A 24,183-nucleotide genomic window follows, 5' to 3' on the forward strand; every position below is an offset into this window, starting at 1 on the left:
GCTCAGACCGCCCGGGTGGGCTCGCTCTCGGGATCGTAGATCTCGACCCGATCCCGGCCATTTCGCTTGGCAATATACAGCGCGGCGTCGGCCGCCTCGACCAACGCGGTCGCGCTGGGCTCCAACAACATCGAGAGATCCGCCACGCCCAGCGACACGGTGATCTCGACGTCGCGCCCGGCCAGCTTGAACGCCTTGCCCCCGACCAGCTCCTTGATCCGGTGAGCCGCCCGGGCTGCCCGCAGCGCGTCCACGTCCCGGCAGATCAACACGAACTCCTCGCCACCGTAGCGCGCGAAGATGTCCTCTGATCGGGTCGTTCCTTGCACGCGCTCGGCGAGATCCCGCAGCACGGCGTCGCCGGCCGGATGGCCCAGCTCGTCGTTCACGTTCTTGAAGAAGTCGACGTCGAAGATCACCAGCGACAGCGGCTTGCCGTGGCGCAGGGCGAACGCGACGTCGCTCTCGAGCCGGTTGTTGAAGTACCCGCGATTGAACACGCCGGTCAGGCGGTCGCGCAGCGCGGACTCGTACAGGCTGCGCTGAAAATCCTCGTCGATGTCGTCGTTGTAGGTGAAGCGCAGCACGCTGCTGGCCCCGATCTGGATCTTGTCGCCCTCTTGCAGCGGGTAGCGATCGACGCGCTCGCCGTTGGCGAAGGTCCCGTTGGTCGAGCCGGCGTCGGACAGGTAGTGCTCGCCAGCGTCAAACTCGATCTGCGCGTGGGCGCGCGAGATGCCCTCGTCGTTGATGCGGACGTCGGCGTGCAGGCCCCGGCCGATCGATGTGCGGCCGTCGTTGAGCTGGAACATCTCGCCCATGCGATCGCCAGCGAGGACGACCACGAACGCCCGCTTGATCCCCTGCTGCTTATTCTGGGGGAGGTCCTCCGAATCCAGCACGACGGTCGCCTTTGACATTCGGTCGACGATCCTAGGTGGGTCGTCGCCCGGATCGCAAGCCTGGGCTTCGTTCCGCGCGCGCGTGCACAGCGGAGATCACGCTCGGCGGCGAAGAAACTCCGCTCAGACCCGCTCAGGTGACGAAGACGGACGATCGGCGGAGGCCCTGTCCGGGTCCCCACAGGCACTCAGCGATCACGCGAGGTCTTCGCCAGCCCGCGCCCGCGCGGCCCGCTGATCAATCCAGTCGGCGATCGCAGCCAGCGGCCGCCCAGCTGGACCGAACGCGACGGCGATCTCCCGGCACTCGTCTGTCAGCTCGCGGATCCGGACCGCCGCCGCGTCGCGCAGGGCTGGCTGGTCGTTGTCGAGGATGTCGTCCGCGTGCTGAAAGGCCACGCCGAACGCGAGGCCGTAGCGCTCGAGCTTGGCGACGACGTCCAGATCCGCGCCGCCCGAGAGCGCACCCAGTCCGCCAGCCGACGCGAACAGGCCGCCCGTCTTTTGCGCGTGGACACGCTCGAGCAGATCGAGCGCGGGGACATCCTGGCCGACCTGGAGATCGAGCCCCTGGCCCCCGACCATGCCGTCGATCCCGGCGTGGCGCGCGAGCATGTCGACCGCGTGAGCGATGAGCGGGCGGGGGATCCCCCGGCTGCCCGTGACCAGCACCCGGAACGCCTCGGTCAACAGCGCGTCGCCAACCAAGATTGCGTTGCCTTCACCAAACGCGACGTGGACCGTGGGCTGGCCCCGGCGTTCGACGTCATTGTCCATCGCGGGCAGGTCGTCGTGGACCAGCGAGTACGCGTGGATCATTTCCAGCGCGCAGCCGGCTGGGAGCGCGTCCTCTCGCTGGCCACCGACCGCCTCACACGCCGCAATGGTCAACAGCGGACGCATGCGCTTGCCGCCCAGCAGCACTGCGTAGCGCATGGCCTCGCGCAAGCGGCTGGGATCTTGGCCAGGCGTGGGCTCCGGCAGCGCGGCGGCGAGGGCGTCGTTGACCGCGGTCTGGTGGTCGGCGAAGTAGGCGTCGAGGTCGAAATTGGCGTCAGTCATCTGCTTCATCCCGAGGATCGTGGTCATCCTCTGCGTAGTCTTGCTCGTCGGCGAAGGGCGCGACGCGATCATCGGCGAGCAGGATCTCGATGCGCTGCTCGACCGAGGCCAGCAGCAGCTCCCCGTCACGCACCAGCTTGACGCCCTCCTCGAACCGGGCGAGCGCTTGCTCGAGCGGTAGCTCGCCGGTCTCGAGCTCGCGGACGACCTCGTCGAGCCGACCGAGCAGCGCCTCGGCGCTCACTCCGGCGTTAGCGCCCGCGTCCGCGTCGGGCTTGGGTGCACGTTTGCGGGGAGCCTTGTGGGTCTTGCCTGGGCCCGCCATCGTCGCGGGGTGTACCGATGCCAGGTGGCGTCGTCAACGGCACCGGGGTTGATCCCGCGCGGCCTGTGACCTGTCGCCCTGCTTGGATCGGGGTGGGTCGCATTCACCGTGGTGAGCGTGTACCCAAGCCTGTTCGTTGGGTACCCAGCGCCGCGCCCGTCGTCGCGGTTGCCGGGCCTCGCCCGCCGGTATAGCCTGCCCACGCGATGGAGGCGGCGACGGAAGAGCGTGACGTGGACGAGCTCATGGGGCAGTTCCACGAGTACCTCAACAAGAAGCAGCTCAAGTCCACGCGGCAGCGTGACATCATCGCGCGGCAATTTTTTTCGGCCGACGGGCACCTGTCGATCGAGGAGCTGCTCAGCCTGGCCCGCGAGCAGAACCCGCGGATCGGCTACGCTACGGTCTACCGCACGCTCAAGCTACTGACCGAGTGTGGCCTCGCCGCCCAGCGCCGGTTTGGTGAGGGCCAGGCGATCTACGAGACCGCTGGCGACACCGAGCACCACGATCACCTGATCTGCCTCGAGTGTGATCACGTGCTCGAGTTCACCAACGACGAGATCGAGCGGCTGCAAGATCAGGTCGCCCGCAGCTTTGGGTTCAACCTGGTCCGGCACAAGTTGGAGCTGTACGGGATGTGCCCGAAGGCGCGCGGGATCAAGGGCGGGTCGTGCCCGCGTGAAGAAGAAGAAGCGCGCGACTCGACCTGAGCGCTGGGCTGGGGCAACCAAACGCAAGCTCGGGCTGGCGCGATCGAGCCAACCCGAGCTTCATGAATGATCGAGCGAGCGCTCAACCCGAGCGCTCGACGAGCTCAGACACACTCATACAGGGCCGGGTGGCAGCCGTTGACGCAGTCCGCGTTGAGCGAGCAGGGCGAGCCGGCCTCACCGGTCTGGCAGGTGTCGGTCAGATCCGAGCAGAACGGCGCCGCACCGGAGCAGTCCGTGTCGAAGTCGCACGAGTCGCCAACCTGTCCGGCCGAGCACTCGCCGAGCGAGCACAGCGGCGCGCTCATGGAGCAGTCCGTGTCATAGGCGCAGTCGTCACCCGCCTCACCGAGCGAGCACGCGCCGAGTGAACACAGCGGCGCGCTCTCGGAGCAATCGCCGTCGTAGCCGCACACGTCCCCGACGTCGCCGGCCGAGCAGATGTCCCCGATCACACACAGCGGCGCCCCCGGTGAGCAGTCGCCACCGATCTCGCACGCGTCGCCAGCCGCACCGGCCGAGCACTCACCGAGGGCGCAGTAGGCCGTCGCAGGTGCGCAGTCATTGTTGAACAGGCAGGCGTCCCCAAGCTCGCCCGCCGAGCACAGCCCGCCCGCGCAATAGGGCGCTGACACGCCGCAGTCGCCATCGTAGCCGCAGGCATCCCCGGCCGCGCCAGCCGAGCACACGTCCTCGGCGCAGATCGGGGCCGCAGGCGAGCAGTCGTTGTTGTAGATGCAGTCGTCCCCGGCTTCACCAGCCGAGCACGCCCCGTCAGCGCAGTAGGGCGCCGACTCGTCGCAGTGCGAGTCTTGGCTGCACGGATCGCCGACGCCACCATCCCAGCACGTGGCGGCGAAGCACCGATTGTCCACCGCACAGTCGGAGTTGTAGTCGCAGGGGTCGCCGTCGCTGCCGTCGTAGCACAGACCCGACACGCACGCGGGTGCTTCGGCCGGACAGTGCGAGTCGTAGGTGCACGTCTCGCCCTCATGGTTCGAGGGTGGGGGCGCCTCGGGCTGTTGGATCTGGTTGACCCCTTCGTAGTCCTCGAGCAGCGGCTCTGCGTCTGTTGGCGCAGTGTCTTCGACGACACAGCTGGTGGTCAGCCCAGCCATTAAGCCCAGCAGGACGAGTGATGTGGAGAATGGGCGGGTCAATGCCCCAATTCCGAGGAGGTCGTACGGTGCGGTTGCCATGTTGGCACTCTAGGTAAGTGTCTACTTAAAGACAACGAATCTTTTTGCACACACTCCGGCACATGTGCGACTCGTTCTCGAATTGAGACATGGCCCCGACATCTCGGTACCCGAGCGCGCGGCTAGCACGGCCATTGGTGACGGTTTCGTGACTTTCGTGTGATGCAGGGGGGTATCGCGCCATGAACTCGAGCCTGCGATGCGCGAATATGAACACCTTGTATGACATCGAGTGTCTCAATAAGCAGTGGAAACACTCGAGGTAGTTAGATTGTCTACATATTGTGATGGCCGCCACGTGTGGCCGGCCCGCCGGCCGGCCAATACGAATTAGAATGAAGGATCCCTGCTCCGTGCGGGCCGGAGGACCCCAGCTTCGCTCGGGCCCTGCTCCGTGCGGGCCGGAGGACCCCAGCTTCGCTCGGGCCCTCCGCCGCGAGGGGCTGTTGGTCTTCACGCCCTTCGCGGTGCGCCCGTACTCGGAGCTTCGCTCCTCCGTGCGGGCCGGAGGACCCCAGCTTCGCTCGGGCCCTCCGCCGCGAGGGGCTGGTAGTCTTCACGCATGTCGAGGCCCCGATGGCTCGCGCCCGTGCTGCTGCTCGCGCTGACGATCTCGCTGACCCTGGTCCCTGGTCGCGGCGCAGCGACGATCGCCGAGCAGCGCGCCCGGCTTCCGCCGCCCGCCCTGTGCAAGGATCCGGTCTCGGGCGTGTGGCAGTCGCACTCGTTCAACGAGATGTACCAAGAGTGGGGGCGCTTCACGCTCACGATCCGCCGTGTCCCCGACAGCCCGACCCAGCTCGAGGGCGAGATCGTCAACGAGAGCTGGTACGGCCCCAAGACCGAGAACGTGCGCGGGCCCTGTGTTGGGCGGCTTCAGTACATCGTCTCGATGCCCGGTGAAGGTCGCTACGTCGACGCGGGGGAGGCCGTCGAATTCCACGGTCTGAGCTGGAAGATGGAAGAACCGCTGTGTGGGATCGACGGCGGCTTTGGCTACAACCTCGATCGCTTCTCGGGCGTGATCGACCACGAGATCCAAGAGTTTCAGACAGTCAACAACGACGGCGGCCGCTACGTGGACGTGCCGACCGTGTTTCGGCGAATCTCTTGCGACGACACGGAGGACGTGGAGCCGCGCGTCACGATGGTGCCGCCGCCCCTGTACCCGCCCAAGGAAAACCGCAGCGCGTGCGGCGGCTCGTAGAGCCGACCGAGTGCCGCACACCCTAAGTCCGCTCCGGGTCATGCACGGCACTGAGGCCCAATGGCAGTGTCGCAGCTCCTAGCAGTACGCCCGGTACAGCGTCGTCGCCGCTCCTCGCCCTTGGGCCTCAGCTCCGCACCTAACCCGGAACGAACTTAGGGTGTGCGGCACTAGTCGGCTGAAGCTTCGGCGGGGGCTTCTTTGCGCTCGGTCTCTTTGGGCTTGTTCTCGTCAGGGAACAGCCCGCCCCAGTAGAGCATCCGGCCGCAGCTCTCGCACAGGGCGATCAGCTCTGCGTTGCGCAGCGACACGTAGGTCTGGTGTGGCACGGCCATCTTGCAGGCGGTGCACCTGCGCTCGCGCACAGCCACGAAGCCGATGCCCCCGACCCGCTTGCGGACTCGCTCGTAGCGGCGAAGGGTGACTTTCTCGACCTTCTCGGTCAGGCCCTTGCGGTTCCTGCGAGCCTTCTTGTAGGTGCGCGTGAGCTTGGCTTCGACCTCGTCGAGGCGGGTTCGCTCGCTCGCGAAGCTCTCGCGAAGCTCGGTCAGGCCGCCTTCCATGCCCTTGATGCGCTCTTCTGCCTCGGCGATCGCAGTGTCGATGCTGGTCAGCTCGGTCTGGCGCTTCTCGGCCAGGCGCCGGGTGCCGTCGAGCTCGCGCTGGGCTGCGTTGAGCTCGCGCGGGGTCTTGACGTTGGAGATGCGGGCCTTGCTGTTGCGGATCTGATCGCGCTCGTCTTCGAGTTGGCGATCCTGATCCGTGCGAAACGCTCGGCTGTCGTCGAGCTTGCCGGTCTCGGCCTGCAGCATGGCCTCGAGCTTGGCAAGGTCGCGGTCCATCTCCTGCTTGCGACGGGGTATCGAGCCCAGCTTTCGCTCGATTGACACCAACTGGCGGTCTTGCGTCTGCAAGCGATGGAGCGCCTCGATCTGATCCTTCATCGGGTCTTGAGTGCCTTTTCTTGGGGGGGTGGTGCACTCCCAACGCACCCGGCGTCAGCAGACGGCCGCGCGGTTTGGGACGGGAGTAGGCCCACCAGGGCTCGAACCTGGGACCAACCGGTTATGAGCCGGCCGCTCTAACCGACTGAGCTATGGGCCCGTGGCCCGAACGATAGGGAGGGCGGTCGGCCTCGTCAAACGCGGCGGGTGATCAGCCCAAGGCTGGGTGCTCGGGGGAGGTCCGACGGGTCCGCGCGTTCGGCCGCCGCGGGTTGGATGCGTGCTGGGGCTATCGCGAACGCAAACGACGGCGCTCGGGCAGCTGCCCCCGCGGTGCCAACAGCGAGGGTGCGCATCGCCCGCGAAGCGCGAGCTCTGGGCGCGGGCGGTCCCGACGAAGGCGTGGGAATTGCCCGCCGCTCGCACTACTCTGCGCCCTGTATGGCGTCGTCGAGTAGCACCCGCTGGCTGCTGGTCTCGCGTCCGGTGATCGGTCCGGTGCTCGACGGGGGCCCCGCGCTCTTGCGCGAGCTGATCCCCGCGCTGCCCGCCGAACCCTGCGACTACTTTGGGGATCCCCGCCGTCCGCTGCGAGCCCGGACCTGCGGCGACGGTCTGCTTCGAGTCCCGCGCTTGCCCGGTGGGCGGGGCGCACAAGTGCTCGAGCGCGCGGCGATCGGCGCGGCCTTGATCGCGCGGGAGCACCGACGCCAGCCTGTGCATCTGTTCTTCGCGCCTGGGCCCCTGACCGAGCGCGTGGCCGCGGGCGTGGCAGCGACCCCCGAACCACTGGCGAGCACGATGAGCTTGACCCGGCGCGCGGCCTCGGGGGCGCGGTCGATCTTCACGGTCGCGTCGTCGGTGTTGCGCGGCCGCAGGCGGGGTACCCACGAGCGCCCTTCGCCGGTGCTGCAGACGCTGACCTGCGCGACAGGGCTCGAGGCCTGCGCGCACATGCTCGAGGTGCTCGACGGCGTGGTCACGCTCTCGGCGCACACGCGTGATCGCTTGATCGGCAGCGGCGTCGCGGCCGAGCGCGTGCACATGATCCACCCGGGCGTTGACGTCTCGGAGGCGGCCGCGATCGAGAACCCCGCGCAGCTCCACGAGCGCCGGGCGATCATCTACGCGGGTGAGCTCGACATGGGGGCGGCGGATCGGCTGATCGAGCTGGCCCGGACCTTGAGCGAGCCTGCGCTGCGGGGCTGGACGCTGATCATCGCGTGCCGGCCTGATCAGATCATCGAGCACGACGAGCGCAGCCGGCTCGCGCGCGAGCTGGCTGGGGCGATCGGTGCCGGCCGCGTCGAGCTGCGCGGCGAGGTCGACGACATGCCCGCGCTGCTGCGCCGCTGCGCGATCCAGCTGTTCGTCGCCGACGAGGTTCACCGACGCTTGGACATTCCGCTGGTCTTGCTCGAGGGCATGCGCGAGGGCCTGGCGTTGGTCGCGTTGGACCGCGCGCCGATCCGCGAGCTGTTCACCACGGCGGATGGGCGCGGCCGAGAGATCGGGGCGCGCGTGGATCCGGCGGTTGGGCCACAGGGGCTGGTCAAGGCGGTGCACGAGCTGTGCGAGCACCCCGAGGCGATGCTGGCGATCTCCCGCGACGCCGTCGCGCTCGCGCGCGAGGCGTTTTGTGCCGCGCGGATGGGGGCGGACTACGCCGCGCTGCACCGCGAGGTGCTGCGCCGGTATTCCTAAAAGCCGTCGAGCAGCCGGGTGAACTCGCCCTGGGGCATCGCCACGTTGGGCAGCCCGCGGTACAGGCTGCCAACATCGCGCTGCGGGCCGCCAGTGTCGTGCGGCTCGTGGGGAATGTCGGCGGCGCTCGTGGGCGGCTTCACGAACCCGGCGTCCACCGCGATCATCAACCGGCCCGTGCACGTGCACGGGTTCTCGCGATCGACGTGGTAGCAGCGCGGGGCCAGGTAGTCCTCGATCCGCTTGCGCGCGCGAGTCAGCCGCACCCGGTACGCGCTCTCTTTGATCCCCAGCATCTCGGCCGCTTCGCTTGGTGACAGCCCCGCGAGATCCGTGAGCACGAACGACAAGCGCACGCCTGGCGGCAGGCAGCCCAGCACCGAGGTCAGGCAGGTCCGCTTGAGCTCCCACAGCATCAGGTGGACCTTGGTCGGGTCGTCGCCCATGCCCACGTTGCTCAGATCAATCGGCCGCGTGATGTCGGAGCGCAGCACGTTGTCGAGCGACTCGAAGCTGTGGTCCGAGCGACGGCCCAAGTTTTCTTCCATGGTCCGCGCCATCATGCCGAGCAGCGTGCGGGCGGGGTCGCCGTCATGGAGCAACTTTTGATCGTCGAGCTTCGCGACCTGCTGCGTCAGCTCCTCCAGGAAGCGGGCCGCGTCACGGCGGGCGCCACACATCTGGTAGGCGAAGGCGTAGAGATTGGGGAGCTCCTGGGTCAGCAGCTCGCGAACGGTCTGGGGCGGGCTCGACATGCGGAGCCCAGGCTATCACTGTTCGTTGCCGCCACGCGCCGCGAACTGAACCAATCCGAGAACGCCGTCCGCAGGCGGTCGTGGGTTCTGGGTCACGCAGACAGCCGCGCGTCGACGGCATCCCAGAATTTCGCTTGCATGGTCGCGTCGCCCTCGAGCTTGCCGAGGCGGTTGATCTCTTGCATGCCGGTTGGGCTGGTGACGTTGATCTCGGTCAGGTACGGCCCGATCACGTCCAAGCCCACGAACAGCTGGCCGCGATCGCGCAGCCACGGGCCCACGATCGAGCAGATGTACCACTCGCGGTCGGTCAACTCGGTCGCTACGCCCTGGCCGCCCGCGTGGAAGTTGTCGCGCAGCTCGCCCGCGGCGGGGACCCGCAGCACCGCGCCAACCGGCTCTCCCTCGATCAGCAAGATGCGCTTGTCACCCTCGCTGGCCTCGGGGATGAACTGCTGCGCCACTGTCCAGCGGGTCTCGTCCGCGGTCGCGATCTCGAGCACGGTCGAGAGGTTGGGATCGCCGCGCTTGGCCTGCAGGATCTCGCGGCCGCCGTAGCCCAGCAGCGGCTTGACGATCATTTTGCCGCCCATGTCGTCGAGCGCGGCACGAAGATCCGGGATCGTCCGAAGCAGCCGCGTGTCGGGGATCAGCTTGGGGAACTCCAGCATGCTGAGCTTCTCGTTGAGATCCCGCAGGCCCCCGGGGTGGTTGAGGACCAAGGTTCCGGCGCGATCCAGGATCCAGGTGGCGGCGATGAAGCTGGGGTCGACCGGCGGGTCCTTGCGCATGAGCACGACCGCGAACGAGCTGAGCGGGCGCGCTTGGGCCTCGCCGCGATCGACCATCGCCGCGAGCGGCTCCTCGCTCGCGGGTCCAAGCGGGCGAGCCCGCGCCCACGCGACGCTGCCGGAGACCGACAGCCCGTCCAGGGTCACGTAGAAGGGTCGGTGGCCGCGGCGCAGGGCCTCGGTGATCATCACGTAGCTGGTGTCGGCGCGCGGGTTGATCAGCGCGAGCGGGTCGAGAACGAACAGGACGTCGGCCATCCCCGCGAAGGTACTGCGAATTTATCCCCAGCCGACCGCCGGCTGTGGACGACCTGTGGACGACTCGCACGCGCCTCGCGGCCGGGCTGGGAGCCCCCCGTGATCGCTACCTGAGCACTTGCTCCCGTCCCATTCCGGCGGGTAGTTGTGCCGCCGCTCGGACCCCGCCAAGATCTCCGAATCTTGGGTGACCTGGGTTTGGCCAGGCATACTTGTAGGGCCTGTGACTACATCTGATCCCAAATCCGCAGCGGCGCTCGCCCGCGAGCTTCTAGGGCCGACCTGGCCCCGGGTTCGACGCATCCCCTTGATACGTCGCGAGGTTCGAGAGTCGTTGTCGGACAACGCGCTCGAGATCCTGTTTTGCTCGTCCGAGCTGCTGATCGAAGGCGACCGTGATCTCGAGACGCGCGCCTCGCTTGCCGACGCCGAGCGCGTCTACGCCACGGTCATGCTGACCTTGGACCTGTCGCGCAGCGCGGCGCTGCTGCGCGAGCGCCCCGACGAGGCCACGACCGAGCGGGTCGCCGAGCTCATGCGCGGGAGCGACGAGGTCCGCCGCCGGCTGATCGAGCTGGCCCGCCCGAAGCTCGCGGAGCTGTTCGAAGCGGCGCCCCGCTCGCTGAGGATCGAGCTGGTCCCGGTCGTGCGAGTGTCCGGCGCACGAATTCTGATCGACGGCGACGCGGTCGTCTCGCTACGATCCCCCGTCAAGAAAGTGTACGAGGCGCACGGATGAACGAGGCCCACGAACGACTCGAGCTCGACGAGGCTGGCCCCGGGCCCGGCGCCGAGCATCACTACACCGTGGCCGAGGTCGCGCGCCTGTTCGAGCTGCCCGAGAGCCGGGTCCGCTACTGGTCGCAGACTGGGTTCATCTCCCCGTCGGCCCGCAACGGAGCGCGGCGCTTCTACACCTTCAAGGATCTGATCTCGATCAAGGTCGCCAAGGAGCTGCTCGACGCTGGGCTGCCGCTGCAGCGGGTCCGTCGCAGCCTCGACGCGCTGCGTGGCCACTTGCCGCGGGTCGACGCCCCGCTCGCGCGCCTGCGGATCCGCAGCGACTGTGATCGGATCTTGGTCGAGGACGGCGAGAACACCTTCGAGGCCACGACCGGCCAGCTGCTGCTCGACTTCGACGTCGAGAAGCTGCGCGATCAGGTCGCCCAGGTCCTGACCTTGCCGTGGGTCGAGGGCAAAGATCCCGATCGCCGCGCGCCGATGCGCGGCTCGTCCAGCGCGTACGAGGCGTTTCAAGCTGGGCTCGCCGCCGAAGAGCAGTGGGACGGCGTGACCTTGGGCTCGCCCAACTTCTTGGCGGCGCTCGGACACTACGAGCAGGCCGTCGAGCTCGATCCCAACTTCGCGGCGGCGTGGACCAACCTCGGCAGCTTGCTGGCGTTCACCACCGATCTCGAGCGCGCCCGTGACTGCTTTGATCAGGCGCTGCGCAGCGATCCCGACCAGCCCGAGGCCCAGTGCAACCTGGCCGAGCTGGCCCTGCGCAGCGGCGAGTTCGTGCTGGCGATCGGCGGCTTTCGTCAGGTCCTGCGCAGCGATCCGGATCAGCTAGAAGCCCACTACGGCCTGGCCCGGGCGCTGCTCGAGGTTGGCGGCAAGGGTCAAGCGCTCGCGCACCTCGAGCGCTTCTGCGGCCAGGTCGAGCGTCTGCCAAAGAACGAGCGCAACGACGAGCTCAAGCGTCGCAAGCGGCAGGTCGAGCAGGTGATCAAGCTGCTGCGCAAAGAGTTGGCACCGTAGGCGGGGGCTTGGATCTGGTAGATCCAAGCCCATGAGCCTCGGCGCTTTCTCGGTCTCACTCGCGGTCAAGGACATCGACGCCTCGATCGCGTTCTACGAACAGCTTGGCTTCACCAGCTTTGGTGGAGACCCCAAGCAAGGCTGGGCGATCCTCCGCTGTGGAGCCGCCACGATCGGCCTGTTCGCGGGCATGTTCGAGGCCAACATCCTCACCTTCAACCCCGGGTGGAGCGACGACGCCAAGCCGCTCGACGCGTTCGAGGATGTCCGCGAGATTCAGGCCCGCCTGCAAGCGGCGGGGGTCGAGATCACGACCCCCGTCGAGCCCGGGGACGGGCCGGCCCACATCCTGCTTCAGGATCCAGACGGCAACCAGATCATGTTCGACCAGCACGTGCCGCGCAGCCGCGGTGCTGGCGGGAGTTGAGGTTGCTGTGATCAGGGGCGCGCGCGCGCTTGGTGGGTGCGCAGCCACGCCCTGATCTGCTCGGCGTCGGCGGCTTTGTCGTCTTGCTGCTCGAGAACCTCGAGCGCGCTCGTCATTGACGCGCGCGCTTCCTCGCGCCGACCGAGCTCCTAGTAGGCCACGCCGAGCGATCGATCGGTCTGGGCGAGGCCTTGCTTGGACCCGCTGCCCACCGTCACCGCGCGCGCCTGCTCGAGCTCCGATGCAGCCTGCGCTGCGTTGCCCAGATGGAGCTGCGCGATCCCGAGGTTCATGCGCGCGCTGGCAACCAGCGGGTGGTTGGGGTCGAGGATCGCCAAGAAGATCGCCAACCCGCGCTCGGCCGTGGCCAACGCGGCGTCCCACTCGAGCAGGTGCGCGTGGATCGACGACAGGTTGACCAGCCCCGAGCCGACGTTGGGGTGCTCGGGGCCCAAGCTGGCCTCGAAGATCGTCTGGGTGCGCAGCGCAAACTCGAGCGCAGGCTCCCACTGCTTGCGACTGACGTGGACGTTGGAGATGTTGCCAAGGGTCTCGCCAACGGACGGGTGCTCGGGGCCGAGCGCCTCGATCTTGATCGCGAGCGCGCGCTCGTAGTGGGACAGCGCGTCGTCGAGCTGCCCCATTGTCCTGTAGACGTTGCCGATGTTGTTGAGCGACATCGCAACGTTGGGGTGGGTCTCGCCCAGCGCCACGCTGCGGATCGCGAGCGCGCGCTGGTGGTTGGCCAGCGACTCGGTCAGCTGTCCCAGCCCTTCGTGGGCGGCGCCCAGGTTGTTGAGGCTCGCGGCGACGTCGGGGTGCTCGGGGCCGAGTGAGGCTTCGCGAATGGCGAGCGCGGCCTCGTGATAGCCGATCGCTTCATCTAGCCGCCCCGCCCGAATCGCCGCGTTGCCCATGCTGTTGTAGACCCGCGCGACCTCGGGGTGCTGCGAGCCCAGCGTGGTCTCGAGGATCGTGCGCGCGGCCTCGAAGCGGGCTGTTGCTTGTTCGTAGTGGCCTTGCTCGCGCAGGATCTCGCCAAGCGCGAGCAAGGTGTCGGCGACCTCGACATGATCGCTGCCGAGCTTGGCCTGGCGCAGCTGCAGCGCCTGCTCGAGCTCGGTCTGCGCCGCGTCGAACCGGGCCTCGACCTTGTAGACAGCCGCGAGCGCCACCGCCAGATCCGCGGTCTGTCCGTCGTCGTCGCCGCGGTGGTTGGCGGCGGCCGCGACCTTGGCCAGCAGCGTGCCCTCGCGCGGCCGCGCTTGCTTGGCGCCCACGACCTCGACCAGCTCGATCCACGCGCGCGCGGCCACCCGATCGTGACGCCCGATCGCCGCCTGGTCTGCGCCCTCGAGCAGGCTCTGCTCGGCGCTGGCGTGGTCGCCCGCGAGGTGTTGCAGCCGACCCAGCCACACCAGCGCTTCGGCGGTGGCCGGCGCATAGTCCAGCTCGCGCGCGCGGGACAGCGCGGCGCTGGCCTGCTCGACGCCCTGTGCATAAGCACCGCGAGCGGCCAGCGTACGCACCCCCGCGAGCTGCTCTCGCAGCAACGCCACAGCCTCGCGGGCCTGCGGATCACTGGGCGGCTTGATCGGCGCGCTCAAGCGCTCGATGTCGCTACACTCGGAGATCGGCGCGAGATCGCTGGCCAGCTCGACCGCGGCATCGAGCCCTTCGAGCGCGTCGGGGCCCACGCTCGCGTAGGCATCCACGATCCCCCGCAGGCCTTGCAGGCGCTCGCGCAGGCACATCATGCGAAGATCCAGCAGCTCGTCGCTCTGCTCGGCCCGCACGCGGGTGGCCTCGCACGCGTCTTGGTGCGCTTCGATCCACGCCTGCCCGTAGGCATGAATGATCGGCGAGACGGTTGCCCAGGTGTGCGCGGCGTAGGGCTTGTCGGTTGAAGCGAAGGCCCGCTCGAGCTCGGACCGGCGCGCGTCGTTCCAGACCTGCTCGAGCTGCGCTTGGCCGCCCGTACACACGCTGGCTTGCGTGCGCGAGGCCAGGGTCCCCCAGGTCACGGCGGCGAGGATCAGCGCGCCAGCTCCGACCAGCGCCCAGCGTCGGGCGACGTTCCGGCGATCCCGACCGAGCTGGGCCAACAGCTCGTCCATGTTGGTGAAGCGGGCCTCGGGCATGGTCGCGAGTCCGCGCAGCAGCACGCTGCGCAGCCACCCCGGCACCTTTGAACCACTTGGCGCGTCGGCGATCTGCCCGCGGTACACGGCGAACGCCAGCGCGGCGAAATTCTCGCCTCGGAACGGCCGCTCGCCATACACCGCCTCGTACAGCGCCACGCAGTAGCTGAACTGATCCGAGCGAGCGTCGGTTGGCTTGCTCAGGTGCTGCTCGGGAGACATGTACGCCGGGGTCCCGAGCACCGCGCCGGTCGTGGTCAGATCCAGGTTGGGCGGTGAAGGCTCGAGCTGCGCCGCGACCTTGGCCTCGCGGTCCGGGCTCGCGTCCATGCGCCGCGCGAGTCCAAAGTCCATCACCCGGACCCGCCCGTCACGACCCACCATCACGTTGTCGGGCTTGAAGTCGCGGTGGATCAAGCCCGCCGCGTGGGCGGCCGCGAGCCCCTGGCCGGCCGCCTGAAACACCTCGAGGATCGCGGCGAGCGAGCGCGTCTTTGCCTCGAGCCAACCGCCAAGGGTCCAGCCGTCGACGAACTCCATCGCCACGAACACTTCGTCGTCGAAGGTCCCGACGTCGTGGACCGTGATCACGTTCGGGTGCGAGAGCGCGCCCATGGCCTGGGCCTCGCGCTGCAACCGAGTCGCGCCCGTGGTCCCGCGGCTCGACCCGCCATGCCCGGTCTGCAGCAGCTTGACCGCGACCTTGCGATCCAGCTCGGGATCGTAGGCCGTGTAGACCACCCCCATCCCGCCGGCGCCGAGTCGATCGATCACGACGTAGCGCCCGATCGAGTGGCCCCGCGCGAGGATCTTTGCCCGCCGCGCGCCGCCGGTACGCGGGACCGACTCGGCGTCGGGGGCGATCAGCGTGTCGTCGCCAGAGCTGCGCTGGCCCAGCGCTTCGCCTTGCTCGCCGCCGATCAGCGTCGGATGTTCGGACTCGTTCGCCAAGATCCCTTGGACCCAAGATACCTCAGGCAGCCGCGCCGGTACCAACAACAGCACCCCAGCGCCTGGGCGAGTGGGCTAGAGTGCTGTCATGCCCAACCATCGTTGGCGATCGTTGCTCCGCCTGTTCCTGATCGGCGTGGTCTTGGCGCTGCCGCTCGCGTGCATGCAGGTCACCGCCAACACCCATCAGCTCACGGTCGCGCCAGCGTTCGCCGAGTGCTCGGTCGGGTCGCAAGGGTGCTCGTGCACGGCCGGTGGTGGCTGTGATCCGGGGCTGTACTGCGACGGCGGGATCTGTGTGGGCGACAGCTACGGCGACGAGGAGTCCATGTTCGAGGACGACATGATGGTGCCCGCGCCCGCGCCCCCGCCGATGGTCGTGGAGTCCAAGTCGAAGCGCGCCCCGGCCCGCGATGTCGCTACGGTGAGCGACCGCGGGCGCCGAGGCGCGAACCAGGACGCGAACAAGGCCGATCGCAAGCTCGGCAAGAGGGTCGCCAGCCCAGCCGAAGCCGCGCCGTCTGGAGGCGCCGCAGCGCCCACGCCCACGTCGGTCGACGTCCCCGAGCTCACCGCGACCGAGTCCGACCCCGCCGACGTCGCGCGGCAGGTCATCTACACGGCGCTGCTTCACATCTCGGTCTACGATCTCGACGCCGCTGCCGAGCTGACCGAGAGCCTGCCGCAGCGCTACGGTGGCTGGATCGAGTCGCGCTACGACTACCAGATCACCGTGCGGATCCGGGCCAACCGGCTGTTCGACGCGATGAAGGAGCTCATGGAACTCGGGGTCGTGCTCGACCGAACCCTGCTCGCCGAGGACGTCACCGCGGAGTACATCGATCTCGACTCGCGGATCCTCGTGCTCGAGGAGATCGTCGCGCAGCTCGAGGCGCTGCTGGCCCGGGCCACGAGCGTGGAGGAGGCGCTTAAGATTCGCGTCGAGCTGGATCGTGTGCGCCTCGAGCTCGAGTCCGCGCGGGTGCGGATGCGGCAGCTGTCGGAGCTGATCGACTTCTCCACGCTGACGGTGATCCTGAGCCCGCGCACGGAGTTTGATCAGCTGCCGACCAGCAATGATCCGTTTCCGTGGGTCGACACCCTTGGGGTCGAGATCACCGCGTACCGGTGAGCGAGCGGGGATGGCCAATGGAACCGGTACCCCGAATATCGGTGATTGGGCCTGAAGACATCCAAGTAAGCGTCTACACCGGACCGGGCGGAGATACATGCCAGATCATCTAGGCCTCGCTCGAGCTCGAAAGCTGGCGTTCGCTGGCCGACATGCGACGAGGGCTGACGGAGCTCACCTGGGAGGTTTTTCGGCGGGTCACCCTCAGTGTTGCTGATGCCGCCAAAGTGTCTGTTCTGGTCGCGGACGTCGTGGCGAAATTGGGAGGTCTCGACACGATCGAACTCGCGACTTGGCTCGCCGGCGAGAGCCCCGACGTCGTGCTCATGACGATCTTCGAGTATGGGCGGCGCGGTCTCGACGTTCCTCACGAGGCGGTCTATCAGAATGTCGAGGCGATCTATCAGAATGTCGAGGCGATGCGGGCCCCAGCGCTTCGGGCCTATGTTCTCGAGGTCTTGGCGCGGGCCCCGAGCAGGTGACATCGGCAGGACGCCGCAGGCTTGTAGGGATCTCTGCGAACACGGCCCGAGTGAGTCGGCGGACAGCACCTGGGTGACGTAGAGATCGGGCGCAAATGGGTGGAGCCGATCGTCGTGGGTACGCCATGCGTGCAACGTGACGGGCTGAAGCCCGTCACGTTGCAAGGAATCGCGTTCTCGTCGCAGTCTACTCTACCGTTCCTATCGACTCTCCGGGCCGCATGGGAACCCGGGCGAGCCCGAGCGGAGACCATCCGTGGCCAGTCTCTCCGTGGGACTGCGCGCCCCAGCAGTAAACGCCGCCTTCTTCATCCAACAGGCAGCCGCTCGAAACGTTGCATTCTGCCCATCGAGCACCCGGCCAGGGAACGTGGCGGACGTCCTCGCCCACCCCGCACGCAACTCCGGTCTCCGTGACGCCGGTCCACCTGGAGCCGTGAGGGTGGAAGTCGGTCAGTCGGAGGTCGGGGATGGTCTCGAACTTCTCGTCTGGGTCTGCGCGGCTCATGACGCGGCCGTCTTCCAAGAATACGACTTGGTCATCGTTGGAGATGGCAAGATTCGCGATGGGAGCGGGGAGGGTGGTATGGCGCAGATCGGCACTGTCGAACTCGACCCAGCACGTAACCTCTTGCCCCCGTGACAGGCACCCGGTTTCGAGGAAGGAACCCAGCCCGATGGCTGTGACAGGTTGACGCCCGGCGGCATCGCGCAACCGTGGCGTATATCCATCGTGTTCCGACTCGAGGCAGCGGGGCCTTCCCGCCGATATCGTGCAAAGCGTGGAGAGTCCAAGCTCGAAGATCGTCTCGTTCTCCGTCAGATCACGCTCCCAATCAAGGCCCTCACATCGGGTCGTTCCTTCGCGGGAGATGCACCAAGCGCCTCCCTCATCAGCCATCCAGAAGCCCTCGACGCCCGTGGGAATGATCGTTGTGGGCGACGCGTATGGATGCCCAGGCTTTTGTACGCCTCCGACGACTTTGGATTGGTGTGGCGAGAACGGATCGCCCCAACAAACGAGTGCTCCCGCTTCGGTCACCGCACACCAGCCTTTGTTTCCGTGGGTGAGCTGGCGAACCGGCGGAAGCGATGCGACTTGGGTGGGGACGCTTTCACGCAGGACGGTGCGCAGGCAGACGACGCCAGGCGCGTCCCCGACCGCGCACAGGCGACCGTCGTATTCCGAGACTTCGCGGACCCCGGCGACCCGGATCGTGTGCGTGCTCTCGCTTGCGAAGTCTTCGCATACGATGGTGTCTTTCGTCGTCGCGCAAATGCCGGAGCCAAGTCCCTCGAACTCACTTGCGACGAGTTGGCGAGCGCGACCGTCCGCGGCGTGCCTTCTCACGGTTGGCTTGCCCTCTGCGTCCCAGCAGTCGATGCGGCCCTGAGCCCGCAGCGCACACCCTGCGCCGAGATCGATGACGACCGCGTCCTGGATGTCGCCGAGTCCGTCGAGCATCGGAAGCGGGACCGAGGGCGTGTTGAGGCACCTTTCTGAGTAGCCGCAATCTGCCCACGCACGAATCAGCTTGGAGTCCTCGGCACCCAGCGCAAACCACCCGCTGTAGCCTGAATAGAGCGTCTGCCGAGCGATGATTTGGTCGTATGTTTCAAGCGTCGTGAGCGGTTCAAGATCGAGTTTTTGGTGTCCCTTCACGACGTGCCGGGCCGCAAGGAAACGTTGCCCGGTTTTGGAGAGGACGATGTCGCCATCGACCCGTTCGATCCCATCTGAGAGCGTGGCGGTGAGCGCGACCCCGGGTTGGTCCACGCAAACAAGGTCGCCGTCCAGGCCGAGGCCGCAGTGCCCGAGCCCAGCGGGCCACACACTGAGCGTCTCGAGCTTGGGGACGCCAGGGACCGGTTGGAGCCACTCTCGTACGCACAGCAGAGAACCCGCGTCGTCGAGTACGCATCCGCCTGCGAGGTGATGCAAGCCCACAGGAGTCGCGGCGCCCGCCTCGGCGGCGCCCGTTGACCCGTCGCGTTGTGGGGACGCCGTCCGCCCTGGTGTGCTCGCCGTGGTGCAGGCGCATAGGCTCATGAGGAACGCTAGGCTGCGGGAACGCATGGTGCGCAGCCTGACAACCTGGCGGGCATCGGTCAACCGCTCGTCTCCGCATGCAACCTGCGTTCGGCGCGTCCGTCAGGACCCTGAACCCCCACCAGCGGGGCTGACGGAGCTCACCTGGGAGGTCCTTCGGCGGGTCACCCTCAGTGTAGGTGATGCCGCCAAAGTGTCTGTTCTGGTCGCGGACGTCGTGGCGAAATTGGGAGGTCTCGACACGATCGAACTCGCGACTTGGCTCGCCGGCGAGAGCCCCGACGTCGTGCTCATGACGATCTTCGAGTATGGGCGGCGCGGTCTCGACGTTCCTCACGAGGCGGTCTATCAGAATGTCGAGGCGATGCGGGCCCCAGCGCTTCGGGCCTATGTTCTCGAGGTGGTGGCGCGGGCCCCGAGCAGGTGACATCGGCCAGGACGCAGGTTGATCAGCCGGCGAACACGGCCTCGAGTGAGTCGGCGGTCAGCACCCGGGTGGCGTAGAGATCGAGCTGTTCGAGCGTGGCGCTTGCGAGGCGGGCTTTGTATGTGGGTGGCAGGGGGCCAAACTTGAGCGCTAGCAGCTTCTCGAGGAGCTCGTTGCGGCCTTCGTTGCGGCCTTGTTCGATCAGCATCTCGGCAATTTTCATGACGGTGTCCTTGGCCTGGGGGAGTTGCGCTTGGATATTCTCACGAAATCGGTCGTAGTGCTCTCGGTTGCACACCCAGAACACATAGCTCAGCAGCTGCAGATAGCTCTCGGCGCCGCTCGGTGCCTGGAGGGTGGCGGCGAATGCGTCGGCCCAATGACCGAAGTTGTCGAACAGCGCGCCGGGCGTGCGAGCGTCCCGCAACAACCATAGCGCGAGCATTGGAAACGCGGCCAGGGAGAAGCTGCGGAGCTCGACGTTGCTGCGCGAGGACAGGTCCTCGACGTGCATGGTCAGGTGCGGGACGAACTTGGCGAGGCCCGGGATCGCGTTGGGCGGGGGCTCGAACAGCGCCTGCATGCTGGTGGGGGCGGTCCAGCCGCCTGGGACATGGCAGATGAGGATTGGCAGCACGATCGGTAGCGGCGCCGATCGGCGCTTCCGTTCGCGCTCCCACTTGTGCATGACGTAGCCAAGCATGCGCCGAGGCATGTCGGGGTCGAGGGTGCTCTGGTGCTCGAGCAGGAGGTAGAAGTAGATGTGCTCGGCGTGGCCGATCAGCCGGGCGCGAAACAATAGATCCGTGTGATGCCCCGACAGCCGCGGGGCGACGAATGAGCCAGGCTCGTGGGCGATCGTCGACCAGTCGATCGCGGCGCAGATCGGGGCAGGCAGGATGCTGCGCAGGAATCCCGCCGCGTGTTCCGGGTGTTCGAACGCGGCCTTGAACAGGGCGTCGTGGGGCGTCGCTGTCATCGAGGCAACGTACCAGGGGAGGGAGGAAACGCGTTGTCTGGGCGGGGTCAAGTGAGTCGACAATTAGTGGGATCAATTTGTCGATAAGTACGACCGTGGTGATTGGGAGATCATTGGGGAGATGTGGTCTTCGGGGCTGACCACTTGAGTCATCCGCGTTCGCGCCGTATGTCTCCCCCCCGTGCCCGCGCGAACCCGCGAAGTTGCCCCCGGCCCCGGCCCTCGACAAGTGCGCACCGAGGCTGGCGAGCTGCTCGAGGTCCCCAAGGATTGGACGCTGCTACCCCCCGGTGACGCGGCGCTGACCCGCCGCGTGAAGAAGGCCGGCCCAACGTGGACGGTCAAGCAACGCCGCGGCCGCAAGAGCTTCTCGCTTGGGATCTGGGCGCCGGCCAAGCATATCGCGGCGCTGCGCAGCGAGCTCGAGCTCGAGCGGGCCAAGCCCGAGTACGCCCGCAAGCTCGAGGCCGGCCGCCAACGAAGGGCGGTCGCGCAGGCCGACTACGCGGACGAGTTCGAGCTGGAGATCGTGAGCTTCTTGAACTTCGCCCCCCGTCACGCAGCGCTGGCCAAGCGGCTCGCGGCGGCGATCTGTGCTCACGCGGTGCCAGTTGGCAGCGGGACGGTGGCGCGGACCAAGCGGATCCCGATCGAGCGCCGAGCCGAGGCCGCCACGATCGCGTGGCTGCGGCACCAGACCACCGGCTACGACTCGCTGACGATCCCGCGGGTCAAGGGCATGCGGCGCGAGGTCCGTCGGCTGCTGGCCCAGCGCTCGCGCGAGCTGCTGGAACGCTACCGTCGCGGTCAAGTCGTCGACGCGGGCACCTGTCCGCTCGAGCGCGGGCTGGCTGCGGTTGCGGCCGAGTCGGAGGACGATGATCTGCTGTGACCAGCGTGGCAGGGGGTGGGGGCGCTTGCGCTTGGATCTGCCTGTCGAGTGAGCGAGCATGGGGCCATGGCCGTCGCCAGCTCCGCGCCGTATCAGCTCTACTATTGGCCGTTCCTGCCGGGCCGCGGGGAGTTTGTCCGCCTGGTCCTCGAGCAGGCAGGCGTGCCCTACGACGACGTCGCGCGTCGACCCAAACAAGACGGCGGCGGTCCTTCGGCGGTGCTCGAGCAGCTGCGCGCCCCAGGTCCCGGGCTGCTCCCGCTCGCGCCGCCGGTGCTGGTCCACGGCGAGCTTCGACTCGCGCAGATGCCCAACATCTGCGCGTACTTGGGTGAGCGCCACGGCCTCGCGCCGCTCGAGCAACCCCAGCGCGCGCAGGCGCTGCAGCTGCAGCTGACGATCGCGGACTTGGTCGCCGAGGCGCACGACACCCATCACCCCGTGGCCAAGGGCGACTACTACGAAGACCAAAAAGTCGAGGCGCTCCGCTACGCCCGGGGCTTCGTCGATCAGCGCATTGGCAAGTTCCTGCGCTACTTCGAGGCCGCGCTGCAAGCCAACGGCGGCGAGTACCTGTGCGGCGACTCGCTCAGCTACGTCGACCTGTCCATGAACCAGCTGCTGCGTGGGCTGGAGTACGCGTTCGCGCGCGCGTTCGTCAGCGTGAGCGCTAGCTGTCCGGGGTTGGTGGCCCTGCGCGACCGCGTTGACGCGCTGCCCAACATCGCAGCCTACCGCGCGTCGGAGCGCTGCTTGCCGTTCAACGAGGACGGGATCTTTCGCCACTACCCCGAACTCGACCTCGACATTTGTTGACGGCGGGCGAGCCCGCCATCTTCGCCCTACGACTGCTTCAACCCGTGGGCGTCCGCGATCGCGGCGTTCTTCTCGTTCGCCCGGATCCGCGCTGGCCGCTGGTTCAGCCGCTCTGCGTACGCGACGAAGGCCGGTCGCTCATCGATCATCTTGAAGTTCAGCATGAACGCGACCGTGCCGCCAACGATCACGTCGGCCATCGTGAACCGATCCCCAAGCAGCCACGGCCCGTCGCCGATCCCGTCCTCCAGCGTGGCGAGCATGTTCTCCCACGTGCCCCAGCCGACCGAGCCGGGCTTGAACTCCCAGCCCGAGCTGTGCGCCGCGCAGCCGGGCTCGATCACCGAGGGGGCGAAGAAGCACCAGCGCAGGTAGGGCCCGCGCGCGGGATCGTCGAGCGCGGGCGCGAGCCGACCCAGGCCGTAGCGATCCGCCAGGTACACGCCGATCGCAGCGCTCTCGCTGATCTCCGCGTCGCCGTCGACGATCGTGGGCAGCTTGGACATCCGGTTGCGTTGGCGGAACTCGTCGCTCGACTGCTCGCCAGCGAGGATGTCGACGTAGCGCAGCTCGTAGGCTTGCTCGAGCTCTTCGAGCATCCACACCGTGTTGGCGGCGCGCGACCAGGGATGGTGGTAGAGGACGATGGACATCGCCGGGCATGATAGCAGCCCGTGATGCGCTCAGACCGAGCGCTGTTGCGCCAGCTTCGTAGGCGCTGGCCCGCCCTTGCGCCACGGCCAGCGCAGGTTGGGGTCGCTGCGGGTGAACAGCCACAGTCCGAGCCCGAGCACCAAGATCGAGGACCCGCGGGATCCCGGCGCCGCCCCAGATCACGGCGCGGCGGCGTCGAGCGATCTTCTCCTGCTGTCGCTCACGCCCAAACGATCCCGCATCCTGGCAGGTGCGTCTAGCTCGCGCCTGGATGGGTCCGCCAGCGGCTCCGCAGGTCTCGCGCGCGCCCGTGCCAGCCCGTCGCCGAAAAATCTCACGACCGCCGGTCGCGAACGCGCTCGATTGCGCTACCTTGCCTCCAGCGATGACGCCTCGACCAAACAAACCGTCTGTCAGCGCATTGGAGGCGCTCGAGCGGGCCCAGTGGATCGCGTTCGCCCCCTTCGTGTTCCAGGCCTCGTGTGTCCTGCGTGATCGCGGGGTGCTGTCTGCGATCGAGAGCAGCCCCGAGGGCCTGACGCTCGAGCAGATCGCCGAGCAAGTCAGCCTGCCGCACTACGGCGTTCGCGTGCTGCTCGAAGCTGGGCTTGGGATCGGCCTGGTCACCGAGGACGATGAGCGTCGCTATCACCTGACCAACACCGCGCACTACCTTCAGCACGACGGGATGACCCGGGCGAACATGGACTTCACGCGCGACGTGAACTACGCCGGGATCGCCCACCTCGATCAAGCAATCGCAACGGGCAAGCCGGCCGGGCTGCAGGTGTTTGGTGAGTGGCCAACGATCTACGCCGGGTTGGCCAAGCTGCCCGAGCAGGTCCAGGGATCGTGGTTTGGGTTCGATCACTTCTACTCCGACAGCGCGTTCCCAGTCGCGCTGCCGTTGGTCTTGAAGTCGAAGCCGCGGCGGCTGCTGGATATCGGCGGCAACACGGGCAAGTGGGCGATCGCGTGCATGCAGCACGATCCCGAGATCGAGGTCACGATCATGGACCTCCCCGGCCAGCTCGACGTCGCCAAGGCAAACATCGCGGCGGCCGGGCTCAGCGATCGGGTTCGGTTCCTGGCCGTCGATCTGCTCGATGAGCAGGCCAAGATCCCGGGTGGGTTCGACGTGATCTGGATGAGCCAGTTCCTCGACTGCTTCTCGGAGGCAGAGATCGTCACGATCTTGCGTCGCTGCGCTGCCGCGCTCGAGGGCGACGCCAGGATCTTCATCCTCGAGACCTTCTGGGATCGCCAGCGCTTCGCGGCCGCGAAATTCTGCCTGCAGATGACGTCGCTGTATTTCACCGCGCTCGCCAACGGCAACAGCCAGCTATATCGGGCGGACGTGTTCCTCGAGTGCGTGCGCCAAGCCGAGCTCGAGGTCGACGCCGAGCACGACGGCATCGGGTTGGCCCACACGCTGCTCAGCTGCCGCCGCCAGGGCGCGAGCTGACCGCTCAGTACGAGCCGAGAGGCGAGCGTTTGGGGCGAGCGAAGGGGGCTCCGCCGCCGAAGCGAGGGGGCTTTTTGAAAGCCCGCTTGAAGGGAGAGTACGAGCCGAGAGGCGAGCGTTTGGGGTGAGCGAAGGGGGCTTTTTGA

Annotated in this window: 23 protein-coding genes and 1 tRNA gene; 12 read left to right on the plus strand and 12 right to left on the minus strand. The window is 67.6% G+C overall.

All coding sequences use genetic code 11. The features are described 5' to 3' along the window. Positions 1 to 2 precede the first annotated feature (2 nt). The 3 genes from DB30_RS12910 to xseB form a co-directional block, all read right to left on the minus strand. Positions 3 to 920, minus strand: a complete 918-nt coding sequence (locus DB30_RS12910; RefSeq protein WP_052548716.1) for a GGDEF domain-containing protein — start codon at positions 918 to 920, stop codon at positions 3 to 5. Between the two features lie 177 nt (positions 921 to 1,097). Further along, a complete protein-coding gene (locus DB30_RS12915; RefSeq protein WP_165703739.1) occupies positions 1,098 to 1,964 on the minus strand; it encodes a polyprenyl synthetase family protein in 867 nt (288 codons plus the stop codon). After that, positions 1,957 to 2,289 carry an exodeoxyribonuclease VII small subunit gene (xseB, locus tag DB30_RS12920; protein ID WP_146658646.1) on the minus strand — a complete coding sequence of 111 codons (333 nt, stop codon included), beginning with the start codon at positions 2,287 to 2,289 and terminating at the stop codon, positions 1,957 to 1,959. The genes DB30_RS12915 and xseB overlap by 8 nt, the downstream gene beginning before the upstream one ends. A 206-nt stretch (positions 2,290 to 2,495) precedes the next feature. On the opposite strand from xseB, the gene DB30_RS12925 reads away from it, so the two are divergent. Further along, positions 2,496 to 3,002: a Fur family transcriptional regulator gene (locus DB30_RS12925; protein ID WP_052548718.1), complete on the plus strand. Its 507-nt coding sequence runs from the start codon at positions 2,496 to 2,498 to the stop codon at positions 3,000 to 3,002. A gap of 104 nt (positions 3,003 to 3,106) precedes the next feature. Here the strand turns inward: DB30_RS12925 and DB30_RS12930 are convergent, their stop codons facing one another. Then, positions 3,107 to 4,201: a hypothetical protein gene (locus DB30_RS12930; protein WP_146658647.1), complete on the minus strand. Its 1,095-nt coding sequence runs from the start codon at positions 4,199 to 4,201 to the stop codon at positions 3,107 to 3,109. 562 nt (positions 4,202 to 4,763) lie between these two features. On the opposite strand from DB30_RS12930, the gene DB30_RS12935 reads away from it, so the two are divergent. Further along, the gene (locus tag DB30_RS12935) at positions 4,764 to 5,408 is read left to right on the plus strand and encodes a hypothetical protein (protein WP_146658648.1); all 645 of its coding nucleotides are present in this window, start codon (positions 4,764 to 4,766) and stop codon (positions 5,406 to 5,408) included. 170 nt (positions 5,409 to 5,578) lie between these two features. Here DB30_RS12935 and DB30_RS12940 read toward each other — a convergent pair whose 3' ends face one another. Both DB30_RS12940 and DB30_RS12945 read right to left on the minus strand, forming a co-directional pair. After that, entirely contained in the window at positions 5,579 to 6,352 is a 774-nt protein-coding gene (locus tag DB30_RS12940; RefSeq protein ID WP_052548721.1) for a zinc ribbon domain-containing protein, read from the minus strand. 86 nt (positions 6,353 to 6,438) lie between these two features. After that, positions 6,439 to 6,512 (minus strand) — tRNA-Ile (locus DB30_RS12945). A 281-nt stretch (positions 6,513 to 6,793) separates the two neighbouring features. Between DB30_RS12945 and DB30_RS12950 the strand changes: the two genes are divergently transcribed. Next, positions 6,794 to 8,056, plus strand: a complete 1,263-nt coding sequence (locus DB30_RS12950) for a glycosyltransferase (RefSeq protein ID WP_052548722.1) — start codon at positions 6,794 to 6,796, stop codon at positions 8,054 to 8,056. Here the strand turns inward: DB30_RS12950 and DB30_RS12955 are convergent. Together DB30_RS12955 and gshB are read right to left on the minus strand one after the other, a co-directional pair. Further along, on the minus strand, positions 8,053 to 8,811 hold the full coding sequence (locus DB30_RS12955; RefSeq protein ID WP_052548723.1) for an RNA polymerase sigma factor: 759 nt from the start codon (positions 8,809 to 8,811) through the stop codon (positions 8,053 to 8,055). The genes DB30_RS12950 and DB30_RS12955 overlap by 4 nt on opposite strands. A gap of 92 nt (positions 8,812 to 8,903) precedes the next feature. Continuing rightward, positions 8,904 to 9,860 carry a glutathione synthase gene (gene gshB / locus DB30_RS12960; RefSeq protein ID WP_052548724.1) on the minus strand — a complete coding sequence of 319 codons (957 nt, stop codon included), beginning with the start codon at positions 9,858 to 9,860 and terminating at the stop codon, positions 8,904 to 8,906. Between the two features lie 334 nt (positions 9,861 to 10,194). Between gshB and DB30_RS12965 the strand changes: the two genes are divergently transcribed. The 3 genes from DB30_RS12965 to DB30_RS12975 are packed head-to-tail and all read left to right on the plus strand — an operon-like array spanning position 10,195 to position 12,048. After that, complete coding sequence (locus DB30_RS12965; protein ID WP_052548725.1) at positions 10,195 to 10,599, plus strand: hypothetical protein; 405 nt, start codon at positions 10,195 to 10,197, stop codon at positions 10,597 to 10,599. Then, on the plus strand, positions 10,596 to 11,621 hold the full coding sequence (locus DB30_RS12970) for a helix-turn-helix domain-containing protein (RefSeq protein WP_052548726.1): 1,026 nt from the start codon (positions 10,596 to 10,598) through the stop codon (positions 11,619 to 11,621). The genes DB30_RS12965 and DB30_RS12970 overlap by 4 nt, the downstream gene beginning before the upstream one ends. A gap of 31 nt (positions 11,622 to 11,652) precedes the next feature. Beyond that, positions 11,653 to 12,048, plus strand: coding sequence for a VOC family protein (locus tag DB30_RS12975; protein ID WP_052548727.1), 396 nt, complete (start codon positions 11,653 to 11,655; stop codon positions 12,046 to 12,048). Positions 12,049 to 12,197: 149 nt separating this feature from the next. Here the strand turns inward: DB30_RS12975 and DB30_RS12980 are convergent, their stop codons facing one another. Continuing rightward, positions 12,198 to 15,140 (minus strand): serine/threonine-protein kinase, encoded by a 2,943-nt coding sequence (locus tag DB30_RS12980; RefSeq protein WP_146658650.1) that lies wholly within the window; start codon positions 15,138 to 15,140, stop codon positions 12,198 to 12,200. A gap of 88 nt (positions 15,141 to 15,228) precedes the next feature. Between DB30_RS12980 and DB30_RS12985 the strand changes: the two genes are divergently transcribed. Beyond that, positions 15,229 to 16,272, plus strand: a complete 1,044-nt coding sequence (locus DB30_RS12985; protein WP_052548729.1) for a DUF4349 domain-containing protein — start codon at positions 15,229 to 15,231, stop codon at positions 16,270 to 16,272. Between the two features lie 227 nt (positions 16,273 to 16,499). Then, positions 16,500 to 16,754 (plus strand): hypothetical protein, encoded by a 255-nt coding sequence (locus DB30_RS12990; protein WP_146658651.1) that lies wholly within the window; start codon positions 16,500 to 16,502, stop codon positions 16,752 to 16,754. Positions 16,755 to 16,941: 187 nt separating this feature from the next. Here the strand turns inward: DB30_RS12990 and DB30_RS12995 are convergent, their stop codons facing one another. Beyond that, the gene (locus DB30_RS12995) at positions 16,942 to 18,531 is read right to left on the minus strand and encodes an RCC1 domain-containing protein (RefSeq protein ID WP_146658652.1); all 1,590 of its coding nucleotides are present in this window, start codon (positions 18,529 to 18,531) and stop codon (positions 16,942 to 16,944) included. A 298-nt stretch (positions 18,532 to 18,829) separates the two neighbouring features. Here DB30_RS12995 and DB30_RS13000 point away from each other — a divergent pair, with 298 nt between their 5' ends. Further along, the gene (locus tag DB30_RS13000; protein WP_146658653.1) at positions 18,830 to 19,231 is read left to right on the plus strand and encodes a hypothetical protein; all 402 of its coding nucleotides are present in this window, start codon (positions 18,830 to 18,832) and stop codon (positions 19,229 to 19,231) included. Positions 19,232 to 19,253: 22 nt separating this feature from the next. Here the strand turns inward: DB30_RS13000 and DB30_RS13005 are convergent, their stop codons facing one another. Next, complete coding sequence (locus DB30_RS13005; RefSeq protein ID WP_052548733.1) at positions 19,254 to 20,210, minus strand: Rpn family recombination-promoting nuclease/putative transposase; 957 nt, start codon at positions 20,208 to 20,210, stop codon at positions 19,254 to 19,256. Between the two features lie 181 nt (positions 20,211 to 20,391). On the opposite strand from DB30_RS13005, the gene DB30_RS13010 reads away from it, so the two are divergent. After that, positions 20,392 to 21,102 carry a DUF2293 domain-containing protein gene (locus tag DB30_RS13010; RefSeq protein WP_052548734.1) on the plus strand — a complete coding sequence of 237 codons (711 nt, stop codon included), beginning with the start codon at positions 20,392 to 20,394 and terminating at the stop codon, positions 21,100 to 21,102. A gap of 66 nt (positions 21,103 to 21,168) precedes the next feature. Further along, complete coding sequence (locus tag DB30_RS13015) at positions 21,169 to 21,918, plus strand: glutathione S-transferase (RefSeq protein WP_052548735.1); 750 nt, start codon at positions 21,169 to 21,171, stop codon at positions 21,916 to 21,918. A gap of 26 nt (positions 21,919 to 21,944) precedes the next feature. Here DB30_RS13015 and DB30_RS13020 read toward each other — a convergent pair whose 3' ends face one another. After that, a complete protein-coding gene (locus DB30_RS13020) occupies positions 21,945 to 22,571 on the minus strand; it encodes a glutathione S-transferase family protein (RefSeq protein ID WP_052548736.1) in 627 nt (208 codons plus the stop codon). 386 nt (positions 22,572 to 22,957) lie between these two features. On the opposite strand from DB30_RS13020, the gene DB30_RS13025 reads away from it, so the two are divergent. Then, positions 22,958 to 24,037 (plus strand): methyltransferase, encoded by a 1,080-nt coding sequence (locus tag DB30_RS13025; RefSeq protein WP_052548737.1) that lies wholly within the window; start codon positions 22,958 to 22,960, stop codon positions 24,035 to 24,037. Positions 24,038 to 24,183 lie beyond the last annotated feature (146 nt).

The sequence above is a fragment of the Enhygromyxa salina genome (assembly GCF_000737335.2).
Classification (GTDB): Bacteria; Myxococcota_A; Polyangia; order Nannocystales; family Nannocystaceae; genus Plesiocystis; species Plesiocystis salina_C.

Coding starts and splice junctions, on each gene's coding strand:
- DB30_RS12975 (WP_052548727.1), top strand. CDS start 11,653: ATGAGCCTCGGCGCTTTCTCGGTCTCACTCGCGGTCAAGGACATCGAC.
- gshB (WP_052548724.1), bottom strand. CDS start 9,860: ATGGCCGACGTCCTGTTCGTTCTCGACCCGCTCGCGCTGATCAACCCG.
- DB30_RS12955 (WP_052548723.1), bottom strand. CDS start 8,811: ATGTCGAGCCCGCCCCAGACCGTTCGCGAGCTGCTGACCCAGGAGCTC.
- DB30_RS12940 (WP_052548721.1), bottom strand. CDS start 6,352: ATGAAGGATCAGATCGAGGCGCTCCATCGCTTGCAGACGCAAGACCGC.
- DB30_RS12925 (WP_052548718.1), top strand. CDS start 2,496: ATGGAGGCGGCGACGGAAGAGCGTGACGTGGACGAGCTCATGGGGCAG.
- DB30_RS12970 (WP_052548726.1), top strand. CDS start 10,596: ATGAACGAGGCCCACGAACGACTCGAGCTCGACGAGGCTGGCCCCGGG.
- DB30_RS13025 (WP_052548737.1), top strand. CDS start 22,958: ATGACGCCTCGACCAAACAAACCGTCTGTCAGCGCATTGGAGGCGCTC.
- DB30_RS12985 (WP_052548729.1), top strand. CDS start 15,229: ATGCCCAACCATCGTTGGCGATCGTTGCTCCGCCTGTTCCTGATCGGC.
- DB30_RS13020 (WP_052548736.1), bottom strand. CDS start 22,571: ATGTCCATCGTCCTCTACCACCATCCCTGGTCGCGCGCCGCCAACACG.
- xseB (WP_146658646.1), bottom strand. CDS start 2,289: ATGGCGGGCCCAGGCAAGACCCACAAGGCTCCCCGCAAACGTGCACCC.
- DB30_RS12915 (WP_165703739.1), bottom strand. CDS start 1,964: ATGACTGACGCCAATTTCGACCTCGACGCCTACTTCGCCGACCACCAG.
- DB30_RS13015 (WP_052548735.1), top strand. CDS start 21,169: ATGGCCGTCGCCAGCTCCGCGCCGTATCAGCTCTACTATTGGCCGTTC.
- DB30_RS12935 (WP_146658648.1), top strand. CDS start 4,764: ATGTCGAGGCCCCGATGGCTCGCGCCCGTGCTGCTGCTCGCGCTGACG.
- DB30_RS12950 (WP_052548722.1), top strand. CDS start 6,794: ATGGCGTCGTCGAGTAGCACCCGCTGGCTGCTGGTCTCGCGTCCGGTG.
- DB30_RS12910 (WP_052548716.1), bottom strand. CDS start 920: ATGTCAAAGGCGACCGTCGTGCTGGATTCGGAGGACCTCCCCCAGAAT.
- DB30_RS12930 (WP_146658647.1), bottom strand. CDS start 4,201: ATGGCAACCGCACCGTACGACCTCCTCGGAATTGGGGCATTGACCCGC.
- DB30_RS13005 (WP_052548733.1), bottom strand. CDS start 20,210: ATGACAGCGACGCCCCACGACGCCCTGTTCAAGGCCGCGTTCGAACAC.
- DB30_RS13000 (WP_146658653.1), top strand. CDS start 18,830: ATGGTGCGCAGCCTGACAACCTGGCGGGCATCGGTCAACCGCTCGTCT.